A 13,427-nucleotide genomic window follows, 5' to 3' on the forward strand; every position below is an offset into this window, starting at 1 on the left:
ATCTTTCGCGATGATTTTTGCAACAGTTTGTTTGGTATTTATACAAAGCATTGCGAATGATATGTGGTTATTCCACCTCAATGAGCAAAAATGTAGTAGAAATGACAAACAAACGTTGCCCGAAGGGTTCAATTAAAAGCCATTTTTTATTCGTTGTTCGCTATTTACATGCAACAACCATGCTACTTAACTCACGCCTTGAATAAATGTCTTTTATTTTGAACAAAATTTAACCTCGAAAGATCAACACGCCCTAGTTTGATTGAACTTAGCAATGAGTGCCAATGATGACGTAGATAATAAATCGCTATGCTCGCCATTCATTACTTTCAATACTTGATTACCTAACTGTTTGCCTAATTCAACGCCCCACTGATCAAAAGAATTAAGCTGCCACAAAGCGCCTTGAACAAATATTTTATGTTCATATAAAGCTAACAAGGCACCAAATGACTGAGGCGTGACACTATTTAAAAGCAAGGTATTACTTGGTGTATTCCCTTTCATGGTTTTATGCGGGGCTAAGTTGTTAATATCTGCTGGGGACAAACCAGCAGCTGATAACTCGTCTTTTACTTGAGATAAGGTTTTCCCTTGCATCAACGCTTCACTTTGCGCAAAACAATTGGCGACTAACACTTGATGATGTGCTTTAAGTTGGCTAGTGCCATTAAGCGCGATGATAAAATCGGTTGGGACAATATCATCACTTTGATGCATTAACTGCATAAAAGCATGTTGACCATTAGTACCTTCTTGACCAAATACAATTGGCGCTGTATCCCAAGTAAGTTTTTCACCCGACAAGGCTACAGATTTACCGTTACTCTCCATATCTGTTTGCTGTAAATAACCGGGTAACGCACGTAAGGCATGATCATAAGGCAAAATAGCTAAACTAGAATACGCTAAACCGTTACGGTTCCATATGCCTAAAAGCGCTAATAAAACGGGCATATTTTGTTCAAAAGGGGCGGATTTAAAATGCTCATCCATTTCGCCAGCCCCTGCTTTTAATTGCGAAAAGCCTTGGTTTCCAATCGCTAATGCCAAGGGTAAACCAACCGCAGACCATAATGAAAATCGACCGCCAACCCAATCCCACATAGGTAAAATATGTTGCCTTGAAATACCGAACGAGATCACCGCATTAATATTAGTACTAATAGCAAACCATTGTTTTTCGATAATATCTTGATTGTCAGAGGCCGACAGCATCCAATTTTTTATCGCAGTAGCATTGAGTAACGTTTCTTGAGTGGTAAACGTTTTTGATATCACCACAACTAATGTGGTTTCAGCGGGAAGCAAGTTAATTTTTTCGTCAACTGCTCCGCCATCAACATTCGCTAACACATGAACATTTAATCCGGTACTATGATAGGGTTTTAGTGCTGTAAGCGCGACTTTTATACCGTAATAAGAGCCACCAATACCAATCGCTAAAACGTCAGTGAATTTTTCTCCAGATGCTGAAACTAGCTTACCTGAGCAAACATTATCGACAATTTCAGCCATTTGATTTTCAGTATCAATTACTTCTTGTGCTTTTTCTTTTAATACTGAATGTTTTAAGGAATCAGGCGCTCTTAATGCCGTATGTAAAACCGCACGATTTTCTGTTTCATTTATCTTTTCACCTGAAAACATATCGTTAATCGTGTCAGATAAATGGCAATGTTCTGCCCACTGGACCAAAGCAGACAATTCATCATCGTTGATATTTTGTTTTGAATAATCAAGAAAAATGTCACCAACAGTGACTGAAAGCTTATCTGCACGATTAGTATCGGTGAATAAACTCAATATCGATCGGTTTTTCACTTTATCTGCTAGCAGACAGATATCATTTAAATCTTGAAACACACATATATCCTTATTTAAACCATGATAATTCAACGATTTTTAACAGACACTCAAATGACAATCGTTCATTTTAGTGACGACCATTGCAATTATTTGAAGTAGCACATTGCTGAGGTATTAATGCTCAAATTCATACAAACATTAACACCTCAATACTCTTAATACGTTTAATATAAACGAGATAAAAGCTTATTTTAACAACTCAATTAAGTGTTGTTTAAAGTCATCAGCAAGTTCTGGATGTCTTAAACCATATTCAACATTCGCATTCATATAACCAAGTTTAGAACCACAATCATGCGATTTACCTGTCATATGAAACGCTTCAACGGTTTCTTTTTCCATCAGCATGGCAATAGCATCAGTTAACTGAATTTCATCACCCGCTCCAGGAGGAGTTAATTTAAGTAAATCCCAAATTTTTTCAGATAAGACATAACGACCAACAACCGCTAAGTTTGAAGGCGCACTTTCTACCGGCGGCTTTTCAACGATTGCTGTCATGGTTTTCGACTCACCAGGCGCTAACTCATAGCCACCACAATCAACAACACCATAGCTGCTGACTTTCTCCATAGGTACTGGCTCAACCATAATCTGGCTATAATTACCCACTTCTTTATAACGGGTAAGCATGGCAGAAAGGTTTTCTGTTTTTAAATCGGCATGAGCATCATCAAGAATAACATCAGGAAGTACAACGGCAAAAGGCTCGTTGCCAATAATAGGACGTGCTTTTAATACCGCATGCCCTAAGCCTTTCGCTTCGCCTTGGCGCACATGTAAAATAGTGACATCTTTTGGACAAATCGCTTGAATTTCATCTAATAATTGACGTTTAACACGCTTTTCAAGCGTGGTTTCTAATTCAAATGATTTATCAAAATGGTTTTCAATGGCATTTTTAGATGAATGAGTCACTAAAACAATTTCTTTAATACCCGCGTCAATACATTCATTAACAATATATTGAATTAATGGCTTATCGACAATTGGCAACATTTCCTTTGGAATAGCCTTTGTTGCCGGTAACATTCTCGTGCCAAGTCCCGCTACCGGGATCACTGCTTTGGTAATTCTTTTATCCATATTGTCCATCTTTATATAATAAATTTATGTTAGCTTAGTTAAATATTACTATTAATTAACAATTAAACTCCAGTTTAATGTTGTTTTTTCAGAATTTAATCCATTTTTAAACGAATTATTCCGCGTAAAACATCAGATAACTGCGCGATTAACTTGCGCTTAATGGCTATCAAAGGTATAAATGCCGCTGATTTATTATAAAAAGCGTCGACATCGCCACGTTTAATTAAACCATTAAACAACCACACTAATAATAAAAATAGATGTACGTCGCCCCTTACGAAGGAAATTATATATGACAACGCAAACTGACCATTCATTCTTTGGTCATCCTAAAGGCCTGCAAACTTTATTTATCACAGAAATGTGGGAACGTATGAGTTATTACGGCATGCGCATGCTACTTGTACTTTTTATGACGGCTACATTACAAGAAGGTGGTTTAGGCTTAACCGTCGCTTCAGCAGCTGCCATTTATGGTTTATATACCGGTAGTGTTTATTTTATGGGGTTACCTGGCGGTTGGATTTCAGACCGTTTACTCGGTGGACAAAAATCTGTTTGGTACGGCGCTATTATCATTATGATCGGCCATATCATTTTAGCGATCCCAAGCGAAGATACTTTCTTTATCGGTTTAATCGTTGTTATTTTAGGTACCGGTTTACTTAAACCAAATATTGGCGCTATGGTAGGTCAATTATATGCAGATAAAGATGTTCGTCGTGATAGTGGTTATGCCATTTATTATATGGGTATTAATATTGGCTCAGTCATTGGTTACGGTGTTTGTGGTTACCTAATGGAAAATGTCGGTTGGCACTGGGCATTTGGTGCAGCTGCAGTTGGTATGGCATTAGGTTTAATTCAATATAAAATTACTACCCCTAAACTTGCCGGCGTAGGTGAACACCCTGTTTATCCAATGTCAGAAAAAGCACAGAAAACGAGTTGGTCAATCATTACCGCTGTTTTAGTAGGCATCGCGATTGTTACCGCCTTAGTTTTTAATGGCACTATTTCGATTAATCCTGTTGCTGTCGCTCAAAATGTTGCGATTGCCTTTTCACTTATTTTTGTCATCTATTACGCCGTTATTTATTTTTTCAGTAATTTAACCGGTAATGAAAAGAAAAGACTGTGGGCGTTATTACTTATCTGTATAGCTTCTGCCTGTTTTTGGTCTGGCTTTGAGCAAGCAGGTTCTTCTATGAACTTATTCGCTCGTGATTATACTGACCGCTTAGTGGGTTCATTTGAAGTGCCAACTGGTTGGTTTCAATCATTAAACTCAGTATTTATCGTCCTATTATCTCCTTTCTTTGCTGCATTATGGATTAACTTAGGTAAAAGATGGGTTAGCCCTTCTTACGGAATTAAATGTGCCTTTGGTTTAATTGTTATGGCAAGTGGCTTTATTGTTATGTTTTTTGCTGCACAATACGCCGCTTCGGGCATGAAAGTAGCACCTTATTGGTTAGTTGCTACTTACTTTTTACACACAGTTGGTGAATTATGTTTAAGTCCTGTAGCACTTAGTGCGGTAAGTAAACTTTCTCCGAAACGATTTGCTGGTCAAATGATGGGAATTTTCGTATTAACCTACTCAATTGGTAACATCATTTCTGGTTTATTAGCTGGTAACTACGATCCAAATAACGTAGAGCAAATTCCTTCGCTTTATATTCAAATTAGTTTATTTAGTATTGGCATCGGTATCGTAATGTTATTAATTGGTTTGAAATCAAGATTTTGGGAAAGTTTGGCTGCTGATGATGAAGAGCCTACAGCTGAAGATGCAAAAGCGAATAATGAAAAATCGGCGACAACCGTTGCTTAATCAACATTAACAACATTCGTTTTCATTAATATCAAAATAGCCAACAACTACGTTGGCTATTTTTTTCTTTCACTTTCTTGCGTCCCCGTTTATTGTTAAGCCACCAAATCAAATAATACACTTGTCATGACTACCTCTACTTCGCTTTCTAGAAATGAAATTAGGCAATTAATTCGTCAAAAACGTCAATCGTTAGATGAAAGCTCCCAACAGCAACAATCACAGCTTTTAGCAAAAAGTTTAAAGAATCACCCGAAAGTGCTAACGGCAAAGTCAATAGCCATCTACTTAACTAATGATGGAGAATTAAATACACATGACTTTATTAACGAGTGTTGGGATCAGAAAATAAAAACCTATTTGCCGGTGTTACACCCTTTTAGCAAAGGACATTTATTGTTTTTACACTACCATGCTCAAACGGCGATGATACGCAATAAATACCATATTTTAGAGCCGAAATTAAATGTTCAAGATGTGTTACCAATGGAGCAGCTCGATATTATTTTCACCCCGCTAGTGGCTTTTGATAATACTGGAGCAAGGCTAGGAATGGGCGGTGGATACTATGATAGAACACTCAATAAATGGTACACGCAAAAAGAGCAAACAGCTAAACCCTACCCCATTGGTTTAGCGCATGACTTTCAACAAGTGGATAAAGTTCCGAGCGAACATTGGGATATTCCCATTCCTGAAATTATCACGCCTAACCAGCACTTTAAGTTTTATTAAATTCATTATTACTTTTCCAAAGCCGGCATATATTCAGGCGTTATTGACTGTTATAATGTCGGCAAAAATTAGAGGAACTTCTCAATGACTCAAGATGAAATGAAAAAAGCTGCGGCGATCAAAGCACTAGAATTTGTACAAAAAGATTCTATCGTTGGTGTTGGAACAGGCTCAACCGTTAATCACTTTATCGATGCACTAGCAAAGATGAAAAATGATATTGAAGGTGCAGTATCAAGCTCTGAAGAGTCAACTAAAAGATTGCAAGCCCATGGTATTGAAGTCTTTGATCTAAATAATGTAGATATCATTGATGTTTACATTGATGGGGCTGATGAAATTACTAAGCATATGCATATGATCAAAGGTGGTGGTGCAGCACTTACTCGCGAAAAAATAGTGGCTGCGGTGGCCAAGTCTTTTATCTGTATTTGCGATCAATCTAAACAAGTTGAAGTGTTGGGCAAGTTTCCATTACCTGTTGAAGTGATCCCAATGGCAAGAAGTTATGTTGCCAGAGAGCTAGTAAAGCTTGGCGGCGATCCTGTTTATCGTCAAGGGGTGATCACTGATAACGGAAACGTCATTCTCGATGTGCATAACTTAGACATAATCGATCCAATACGTTTAGAAAATGACATCAACGCCTTGGTAGGGGTTGTTACTAATGGTTTGTTCGCCGCTCGCGGTGCTGATGTTTTAATACTTGGCACGCCAGAAGGTGCAAAAATAGTAAAATAACACTTTAGAGTTTATGCACTATATGTTAGTTTAACATTAGATTTAGGCATCTAGCCATCTATCTGTTTTTGTAAGCTGTTTTTAAAAGGTTGGGTTTACATTAACATTTTAATCGTTTCAGTAACTTTACCAAGAGTGATTATCGATCATGAGTAATAAATCGTTAGCAAAAGAAAAAATTAAGATCTTATTATTAGAAGGTGTTCATCAAAGCGCTATAGAAGAGCTTAAATCTCAAGGATATAGCAACATTGAATATCTTAAAACGTCTTTAGCTGAAGAAGAATTGATTGAAAAAATTGCCTCTGTGCATTTTATTGGTATTCGCTCGCGCACCATGTTGAATGAAAACGTCCTTAAGCATGCGAAAAAACTAGTGGCAATTGGTTGTTATTGTATCGGCACAAACCAAGTTGATACCAAAGCAGCGCAAAAATTAGGGATCCCTGTTTTTAATGCGCCTTTCTCAAACACACGTTCAGTCGCAGAATTAGTAATTGGTGAATTATTACTCTTGTTACGTGGCATTCCTGAAAAAAGTGCGCAAGCGCATCGTGGTGTTTGGAATAAGTCGGCCGTAGGCTCAGTTGAAGCCAGAGGAAAAACTTTAGGTATTATTGGCTACGGCCATATAGGAATGCAACTAGGCATTCTTGCTGAAACCATAGGTATGAAAGTACGTTTTTATGACATTGAAACTAAATTACCTTTAGGAAATGCCAGCCAAGCTTCAACACTTAATGCCTTACTCGCAGAATCTGATGTAGTGAGTTTGCATGTGCCTGAAACACCGCAAACTCAAAATATGATGGCTACTGCACAATTTAATGCGATGAAAGATGGCGTGATATTTATCAACGCTTCACGTGGTACTGTTGTTGATATTGATGCGTTATCACAAGCATTGACTGACAAAAAAGTTGCTGGTGCAGCCATTGATGTTTTCCCTGTAGAACCAAAAGGCAACGATGAAGAGTTTATTTCACCTTTACGTGAATTTGATAATGTAATTTTAACACCTCATATTGGTGGTAGCACAAAAGAAGCCCAAGAAAATATCGGCTTAGAAGTTGCCAGTAAATTAGCGAAATATTCAGACAATGGCTCTACATTATCGGCAGTAAATTTCCCGCAAGTGTCTTTACCTGGGCATACGGGTACCAGTCGTTTGCTACATATTCATCGCAATCAACCCGGTATTTTAACCAAGATCAACCAAGCGTTTGCCGAGCATGATATAAATATTGCTGCACAATATCTGCAAACTGATGATGAAATTGGTTACGTGGTTATTGATATTGAAACAGCGGATAGTAAAACGGCCCTTCGCGCATTAAAAGCCGTTGAAGGTACAATTAAAGCGAGAATCTTACATTAATAACTGTTTAGTTAATGTATAAAGCCCTAATAAAACGAAAGCCCAAATAGCGATATTTGGGCTTTTTATTATTTTATCTAAACATTGAGCTTATTATTTAACAATAACAAACGCTTAAAAAATTAAATGCATACATGCCAGAGCAGCTAAGCCTGCGACGATATCATCAATCATAATGCCAAAGCCACCATGACAATGTTTATCAAGCCAAGAAATCGGCCAAGGTTTAACGATGTCAAAAAAACGAAATAAAATGAAACCTACTAGCATTGTTTGCCATGTCAGCGGGATCAAGAACATGGTAATAAACAAACCGACAATTTCGTCCCAGACGATTGCCGGGTGATCATGAACGCCAGCCGCTTTCGCAGTATATCCACATAAATAAATACCGACTATCGACATTGCAAGCACCAACACAACATATTGAATGACGGGCAATGAAGCACACAACATTAATAAAGGAATTGCCGCAACGGTGCCAAATGTACCGGGCGCTTTCGGCGCAAGACCGCTACCAAAACCTAAGGCAAGAAACTGAATAGGATCAGATAATTTAAATTTATGGGTTTTCATGGGAATTTTCTTTCGTTGAAAAATGCTCAAACCCTTTAGCATTTATATGAGTCGCTTCACTATTAAGCGTTGTAGTTACCTTGCCTGTAGCATTTAATTGACCAATACAAGACACCTTTACCCCTACATTAGCAAGTGCCGTTTCCATTCCTACTTTATTATCTGCAGAAACAGTAAATAACAATTCGTAATCATCGCCACCTTGTAACGCTAATTCTATCGCCGCTTCATGCCCTAAGGTGTCTACAAGCTCATTTGATAGTGGTAAGTCTTCAAGCACGATATTAACACCCACATTAGAGGCTTTACGTATGTGCTCAAGATCAGACAATAAACCATCCGACAAATCAATCGCCGAAGAAGCATACTCACGCAGCGCTTGCCCTGCTAATACCCGTGGTTTAGGATAATTTAATCTTTGATAAGTTGCTGCTAATACATCGCTTGTCAGCTCAATGTTACCGTAATAATGCTTGATGGCTAAAGCGGCATCACCAATTTCACCTGTTACATATAACCAATCGCCAGCTTTGGCACCACTTCGGCTAATATGTTTGTCAAACGGAGTTACCCCTTGTGCAGTAACGGTTATACTTAACGGCCCTTGTGTGGTATCGCCCCCAACTAGCTGAACATTATAATATTCACACAGCTCAAACACGCCAGCGCAAAACTCACCAACCCAGGTTTCATCAATTTCAGGTAAGGTAATGGCAATGGATACCCATGATGGTTCAGCGCCCATAGCAGCAAGATCAGATAAATTAACCGCAATCGCTTTATGACCAATAGCACGAGGTTCAGTTTCGTGAGGAAAATGTACTCCAGCAACTAAAGTGTCGGTAGTTACTGCAATATTCTGACGCTCTGCAGGCGTTAATAACGCACAGTCATCACCAATGCCAAGCACCACGTCTTTCCGATTGACCGCTTGTTCAGTAAAGTATTTTTTAATCAGTTCAAATTCTTTCATAACGATTTATCACATTTCAAAAGGGCTAATATCAGATAAGTTCTCTGTTAATGCTTAAGTTATATAAAACAGAATGTTACGCGCATAAAAAGATAAAAGGCGCACATAATTATGGCGCCTAATAATAGTAATAATTCGAGATTAATTTACTCTGGACGAATTAACTTCACGGCTTTATCAAGTACACCATTAACAAACTTATGACTATCATCAGCAGCAAAAAGTTTCGCTAATTCGATTGCTTCGTTGATAACAACACGATAAGGCACATCTAAGCAGTCACTTAATTCGAAAATAGCAACGCGTATAATCGCTTTTTCAATATGGTCAACATCTGATAAAGGACGATCAACATGCGGTTCTATTGCTGAATCAATAGAGCTTACTTGTGAAGTAACACCTCGAAATAATTTTTGAAAAAATTCAATTTCAAAACGACGTTTAGCATTTTCAGTTAAAAAATGAGCTTCAACATCAGTGACTGAATTTTCGCTCATTTGCCATGAATATACGGCTTGAACAGCTAATTCACGGGCTTTTCTTCTAGGTGATGGTTTCACAACACACTCCAAATAAATTACTGGCTAAATTATAGCTGAGAAAGAACGTTAATCATTTCTAACGCACTCAGGGCAGCTTCACCACCTTTATTTCCAACCTTTAGACCAGCACGATCAATGGCTTGTTCGATGGTATCCGTTGTAATAACACCAAATGATACTGGAATTTCTGAATCTAAACACACTTGCGCTAGACCTTTATTACACTCACCAGCAACAAAATCAAAATGAGGTGTGCCACCACGAATTACCGCACCAATAGCAATAATGGCATCGAACTTTTCACTTTTAGCCGCTTTCTTAGCAACTAAAGGTAGTTCATAAGCGCCAGGCACTTTAATAACAGTGATGTCGTCATCAGCAACATTACCTTGTCGAATCAAAGTATCAACAGCGCCCTCAAGTAAACGATCAACAACAAAGCTGTTAAAACGTGAAACAACAATGGCAACTTTTTTGCCGCTAGCATCAAATTTCGCTTCAATTACGTTCATGGATAAATAACCTGCTTAAAAAAATTGCCGCGATTCTAACAAAAAATGAAGGGATTAGGTACTGGTTTATAGCTAACAACACAAACTTTAATTCTGCTGTTAGTTATGTTTAGAAGGTTATTATAAAGGGTATCTCAGCTTAGCTAAATGCAAAGAAGCATTTGTCATACATTCACTGCTTACTGTTAACGTGCAATAGATTCAACATAAACTAAAATGCTTACGGCAAAAAAGTAGCCGTTTTTCAAATTACTGAGATATATTTACAGGCAATTGTTCATAGGTATTTCATCAATAAATGTTTCCTGTTATTTTTCTTTAATGTAGAATGCAATTCCTTCAAGCATTAGATAATTCTCTTTAGAAAGTATTTTAAGATCTCTTTAGCTTTGATAATTTTAATTATATAAATAAAAATGGATGGGAGTATTAATCCTTAAATGTTAAAAAATCGTCCAGAAGTGATACTTATGGTATATGGAAAGGGAGGTCATGCAGCACAGATGACTCGCTTTATTAATGGCGCACCTGAAGAACTAAAAAGTATACCGTTTATAGCTTTAACTGACGTTGAAACTAAGGATAATAACTTTATTCGTCAATTTTATTGTATAGAAGCACGTGACAAATTTTCTCATTTTAAAAATATTATTACTTTCATTTTGTATTTTTTTTGGTCACTTGCCCAAATGACTCGCATAATGATTAATTACCGTGTAGTTTCTATGATTTCAACTGGGCCAGGGCTTGCAGTTGTTCCAGGAGTAATTTGTCGTTTGTTTAACATTAAAGTGATCTACTTCGAGTCATGGTCTCGTGTTTTTACACCGTCTCTTGCTGGAAAAGTTATGTATCACGTTGCAAATTTGTTTTTTATTCAACATGAATCATTAAAAAAACATTACCCTAAGAGCCGCTTCTTCGGTAGATTATGAATATTTTTGTTACCGTAGGCCATACTCATTACAATGCTTTATTTAAGGCAGTAAATGAGCAGTTATCATCCAAAAAGTATCACATCGTCAATCAGATCTCTGAAGGGACCTACCTTCCTGTCAACCATACGTATTTCAAATACACGACTCAGGTACAAGATGAAGTAAATAAGGCTGATTTAGTTATCACCCATGCCGGTGCGGGGTCTGTGTTTAATTTATTAGAAATGGCAAAACCAACCTTGATTGTGCCTAATTTTGACCGAATAGATAACCATCAACAAGATTTAGCTGATTTTGTCATCAAAAATAACTATGCTTGTGTATGCACTGATCTGCAACGGCTTGAAGAGTTCGTGTTAAAATCAGTTAATAACCAATTTACTCCATATCAAAAAAATAATTTTTGTGGTTATGAGAAAATACTTGAAGTAATCAATGAGGCTTAATACCCGAACGATAACAGCAAAACAGTGTGTTTATTAAGTTAGAACATCATGGAACCATATAAATTTAGCATTATCATCCCAGCATACAATGAAGAAGCTTTGATCGTTAAAACGCTTACTCAATTACTTGATGATAAAAAAGTAAACGCAATTGAAATAGTTGTTATCTGTAATGCTTGTAAAGATAACACTTATGCCGAAACCCTGTCTTTCATCGAAACAAATAGTTTAATACTTCAACAAAGAAACATTCATTTCTTAGTATTTGAAACGGATAAAGCCTCGAAAACAAATGCGCTGAACATAGGTATTAATAACAGCCAAGGTTCGCTTAAAGTATTGATGGACGCAGATATTCAAATTAGTGGCAAAGACCTCAACACACTTGTAGCAGAGCTTAAGGATAAGCAACTAAAAGCCATTTCGCCGAAAATAACATTCGCTTTCGATAAAAGTAATTTTTTCGTGAGACAATATTATCGTGTCGCTAGTCTTTCTTTTTACAATACTAACAAACGACTTTCTAATGTTATCGCTTTAAGTGCAAGTGGCATAAAGCAAATCTTTCCCTTACCTGAAGTTATTGCCGATGACGAATATATAAGACGACAGTTTTTGCCCGCTGAAGTGGCAGTATCTCAACAGTGTGCTTTAGTATTCACATGTGCTAAAAACTTAACCAATTTGCTGCAAGTACTTACACGAGTGGAACGTGGTAATGTACAATTAAAAAGTATGCAGGTTAACGCACCAATAACCAAGATTCCAAAAAAGTATAATAATCCGCCTGCATTATGTTACCCGACCTTTTTCTTCATCAAACTATTTGTCAAAATCAGAGCAAAATTGCAATTTATGCAAGGTAAAACCAAGCAATGGGAAAGAGATGAATCAAATAGAGTTAGCTAAAAACAATCATTCCTCACTACCTTTGGTCAGTGTCTATATTCCGACGAAAAATCGTCAAGAGTTGCTTGCTAACGCTATAGACTCGGTGCTTCAACAAACGTATCCAAACATAGAAATACTTGTAGTTGATGATGGTTCAACCGATACTACCTTTGAGTTTTTAACTCATCTTGCCAATAAACATAACAACATAGTTATATTTAAAAATGAAGTCAGTAAAGGAGCTTGTGCCGCTCGAAATATAGCGATCAAACATGCTAATGGTGAGTTTGTTACCGGTCTAGATGATGATGACGTGTTTTTACCGAATAGAATTGCAAGCTTAGTATCGGCTTATGATGATAAATATGCCTTTGTTTGCTCAAGTATGTATTGGGATTATGGTAAGAAAAAACGCATCATTGATGCCAAAGCAGGCCGAATTACGCTGGCACAGCAACTCAGTTACAATGAAGCAACCTCGCAGGTTCTGGTAAAAAAAGAGCGAGTGCTCAGTATTGGTGGCTTTGACGAGCAATTTGTAGCATGTCAAGATTACGATCTTTGGACTCGCTTACTGATAAAATACGGCGAGGCTTTTCGCATAGCTACCCCGTCATATATTGTCAACGACACAGGCTCCTCAGAGCGAATGATAGGTCATACTAGCAGTGTTGAAGGCTACTTACAGTATTTTGATAAGCATCAGCATTTGATGAGTAAAACTAATATTAACAATCAAACATTCATGCGGATTCGACGACGTAGAGAAGTATTGTCAATAAAGGAACTTGTTAAGCAACTTGGCTCGGGGCATTTTTATAGCAAATTGCGCTATTTTTTATCTTCTAATTTTAAACTGATACAGCAATTACACCAGAGGCATTATAAATAACAGTTTTT

The 13,427-nt window shown here is 37.3% G+C and carries 15 protein-coding genes; 8 read left to right on the plus strand and 7 right to left on the minus strand.

What is annotated here, in order from left to right; translation table 11 throughout:
* Positions 1–243 precede the first annotated feature (243 nt).
* From pgi to Q4493_RS00810, 3 genes are all read right to left on the minus strand, one after another.
* Complete coding sequence (pgi, locus tag Q4493_RS00800) at positions 244–1,866, minus strand: glucose-6-phosphate isomerase (RefSeq protein ID WP_303448643.1); 1,623 nt, start codon at positions 1,864–1,866, stop codon at positions 244–246.
* A 189-nt stretch (positions 1,867–2,055) separates the two neighbouring features.
* The gene (gene galU / locus Q4493_RS00805) at positions 2,056–2,955 is read right to left on the minus strand and encodes a UTP--glucose-1-phosphate uridylyltransferase GalU (RefSeq protein WP_303448644.1); all 900 of its coding nucleotides are present in this window, start codon (positions 2,953–2,955) and stop codon (positions 2,056–2,058) included.
* A 95-nt stretch (positions 2,956–3,050) separates the two neighbouring features.
* Positions 3,051–3,275: a hypothetical protein gene (locus Q4493_RS00810; protein WP_303448645.1), complete on the minus strand. Its 225-nt coding sequence runs from the start codon at positions 3,273–3,275 to the stop codon at positions 3,051–3,053.
* On the opposite strand from Q4493_RS00810, the gene Q4493_RS00815 reads away from it, so the two are divergent.
* The 4 genes from Q4493_RS00815 (at position 3,251) to serA (ending at position 7,649) form a co-directional block, all read left to right on the plus strand.
* Positions 3,251–4,795 (plus strand): peptide MFS transporter, encoded by a 1,545-nt coding sequence (locus tag Q4493_RS00815; protein ID WP_303448647.1) that lies wholly within the window; start codon positions 3,251–3,253, stop codon positions 4,793–4,795. The genes Q4493_RS00810 and Q4493_RS00815 overlap by 25 nt on opposite strands.
* A 126-nt stretch (positions 4,796–4,921) precedes the next feature.
* Positions 4,922–5,530 (plus strand): 5-formyltetrahydrofolate cyclo-ligase, encoded by a 609-nt coding sequence (locus Q4493_RS00820; RefSeq protein ID WP_303448648.1) that lies wholly within the window; start codon positions 4,922–4,924, stop codon positions 5,528–5,530.
* 84 nt (positions 5,531–5,614) lie between these two features.
* The gene (gene rpiA, locus Q4493_RS00825; protein ID WP_303448649.1) at positions 5,615–6,271 is read left to right on the plus strand and encodes a ribose-5-phosphate isomerase RpiA; all 657 of its coding nucleotides are present in this window, start codon (positions 5,615–5,617) and stop codon (positions 6,269–6,271) included.
* Between the two features lie 148 nt (positions 6,272–6,419).
* The gene (serA, locus tag Q4493_RS00830; RefSeq protein ID WP_303448650.1) at positions 6,420–7,649 is read left to right on the plus strand and encodes a phosphoglycerate dehydrogenase; all 1,230 of its coding nucleotides are present in this window, start codon (positions 6,420–6,422) and stop codon (positions 7,647–7,649) included.
* Positions 7,650–7,763: 114 nt separating this feature from the next.
* Here the strand turns inward: serA and Q4493_RS00835 are convergent, their stop codons facing one another.
* The 4 genes from Q4493_RS00835 to ribE form a co-directional block, all read right to left on the minus strand.
* Positions 7,764–8,225 (minus strand): phosphatidylglycerophosphatase A, encoded by a 462-nt coding sequence (locus Q4493_RS00835; protein ID WP_303448651.1) that lies wholly within the window; start codon positions 8,223–8,225, stop codon positions 7,764–7,766.
* The gene (gene thiL / locus Q4493_RS00840) at positions 8,212–9,198 is read right to left on the minus strand and encodes a thiamine-phosphate kinase (RefSeq protein WP_303448653.1); all 987 of its coding nucleotides are present in this window, start codon (positions 9,196–9,198) and stop codon (positions 8,212–8,214) included. The genes Q4493_RS00835 and thiL overlap by 14 nt, the downstream gene beginning before the upstream one ends.
* 146 nt (positions 9,199–9,344) lie before the next feature.
* The gene (gene nusB / locus Q4493_RS00845; protein ID WP_303448654.1) at positions 9,345–9,758 is read right to left on the minus strand and encodes a transcription antitermination factor NusB; all 414 of its coding nucleotides are present in this window, start codon (positions 9,756–9,758) and stop codon (positions 9,345–9,347) included.
* Positions 9,759–9,787: 29 nt separating this feature from the next.
* Entirely contained in the window at positions 9,788–10,252 is a 465-nt protein-coding gene (gene ribE / locus Q4493_RS00850) for a 6,7-dimethyl-8-ribityllumazine synthase (RefSeq protein WP_303448655.1), read from the minus strand.
* 440 nt (positions 10,253–10,692) lie between these two features.
* On the opposite strand from ribE, the gene pssD reads away from it, so the two are divergent.
* From pssD to Q4493_RS00870, 4 genes are read left to right on the plus strand one after another with little or no spacing between them, the layout of a single operon-like run.
* The gene (gene pssD / locus Q4493_RS00855) at positions 10,693–11,187 is read left to right on the plus strand and encodes a PssD/Cps14F family polysaccharide biosynthesis glycosyltransferase (RefSeq protein WP_303448656.1); all 495 of its coding nucleotides are present in this window, start codon (positions 10,693–10,695) and stop codon (positions 11,185–11,187) included.
* Complete coding sequence (gene pssE, locus Q4493_RS00860; protein ID WP_303448658.1) at positions 11,184–11,636, plus strand: PssE/Cps14G family polysaccharide biosynthesis glycosyltransferase; 453 nt, start codon at positions 11,184–11,186, stop codon at positions 11,634–11,636. Before pssD ends, pssE begins: the two co-directional genes overlap by 4 nt.
* A 48-nt stretch (positions 11,637–11,684) precedes the next feature.
* Positions 11,685–12,545 (plus strand): glycosyltransferase family 2 protein, encoded by an 861-nt coding sequence (locus Q4493_RS00865; RefSeq protein WP_303448659.1) that lies wholly within the window; start codon positions 11,685–11,687, stop codon positions 12,543–12,545.
* Entirely contained in the window at positions 12,523–13,419 is an 897-nt protein-coding gene (locus Q4493_RS00870) for a glycosyltransferase (protein WP_303448661.1), read from the plus strand. Before Q4493_RS00865 ends, Q4493_RS00870 begins: the two co-directional genes overlap by 23 nt.
* Positions 13,420–13,427: the final 8 nt, after the last annotated feature.

Source organism: Colwellia sp. 1_MG-2023 (genome assembly GCF_030546755.1).
Lineage (GTDB): Bacteria > Pseudomonadota > Gammaproteobacteria > Enterobacterales > Alteromonadaceae > Thalassotalea_H.

Coding starts and splice junctions, on each gene's coding strand:
- galU (WP_303448644.1), bottom strand. CDS start 2,955: ATGGATAAAAGAATTACCAAAGCAGTGATCCCGGTAGCGGGACTTGGC.
- Q4493_RS00815 (WP_303448647.1), top strand. CDS start 3,251: ATGACAACGCAAACTGACCATTCATTCTTTGGTCATCCTAAAGGCCTG.
- Q4493_RS00810 (WP_303448645.1), bottom strand. CDS start 3,275: ATGAATGGTCAGTTTGCGTTGTCATATATAATTTCCTTCGTAAGGGGC.
- Q4493_RS00820 (WP_303448648.1), top strand. CDS start 4,922: ATGACTACCTCTACTTCGCTTTCTAGAAATGAAATTAGGCAATTAATT.
- rpiA (WP_303448649.1), top strand. CDS start 5,615: ATGACTCAAGATGAAATGAAAAAAGCTGCGGCGATCAAAGCACTAGAA.
- serA (WP_303448650.1), top strand. CDS start 6,420: ATGAGTAATAAATCGTTAGCAAAAGAAAAAATTAAGATCTTATTATTA.
- Q4493_RS00835 (WP_303448651.1), bottom strand. CDS start 8,225: ATGAAAACCCATAAATTTAAATTATCTGATCCTATTCAGTTTCTTGCC.
- thiL (WP_303448653.1), bottom strand. CDS start 9,198: ATGAAAGAATTTGAACTGATTAAAAAATACTTTACTGAACAAGCGGTC.
- ribE (WP_303448655.1), bottom strand. CDS start 10,252: ATGAACGTAATTGAAGCGAAATTTGATGCTAGCGGCAAAAAAGTTGCC.
- pssD (WP_303448656.1), top strand. CDS start 10,693: ATGTTAAAAAATCGTCCAGAAGTGATACTTATGGTATATGGAAAGGGA.
- pssE (WP_303448658.1), top strand. CDS start 11,184: ATGAATATTTTTGTTACCGTAGGCCATACTCATTACAATGCTTTATTT.
- Q4493_RS00865 (WP_303448659.1), top strand. CDS start 11,685: ATGGAACCATATAAATTTAGCATTATCATCCCAGCATACAATGAAGAA.
- Q4493_RS00870 (WP_303448661.1), top strand. CDS start 12,523: ATGAATCAAATAGAGTTAGCTAAAAACAATCATTCCTCACTACCTTTG.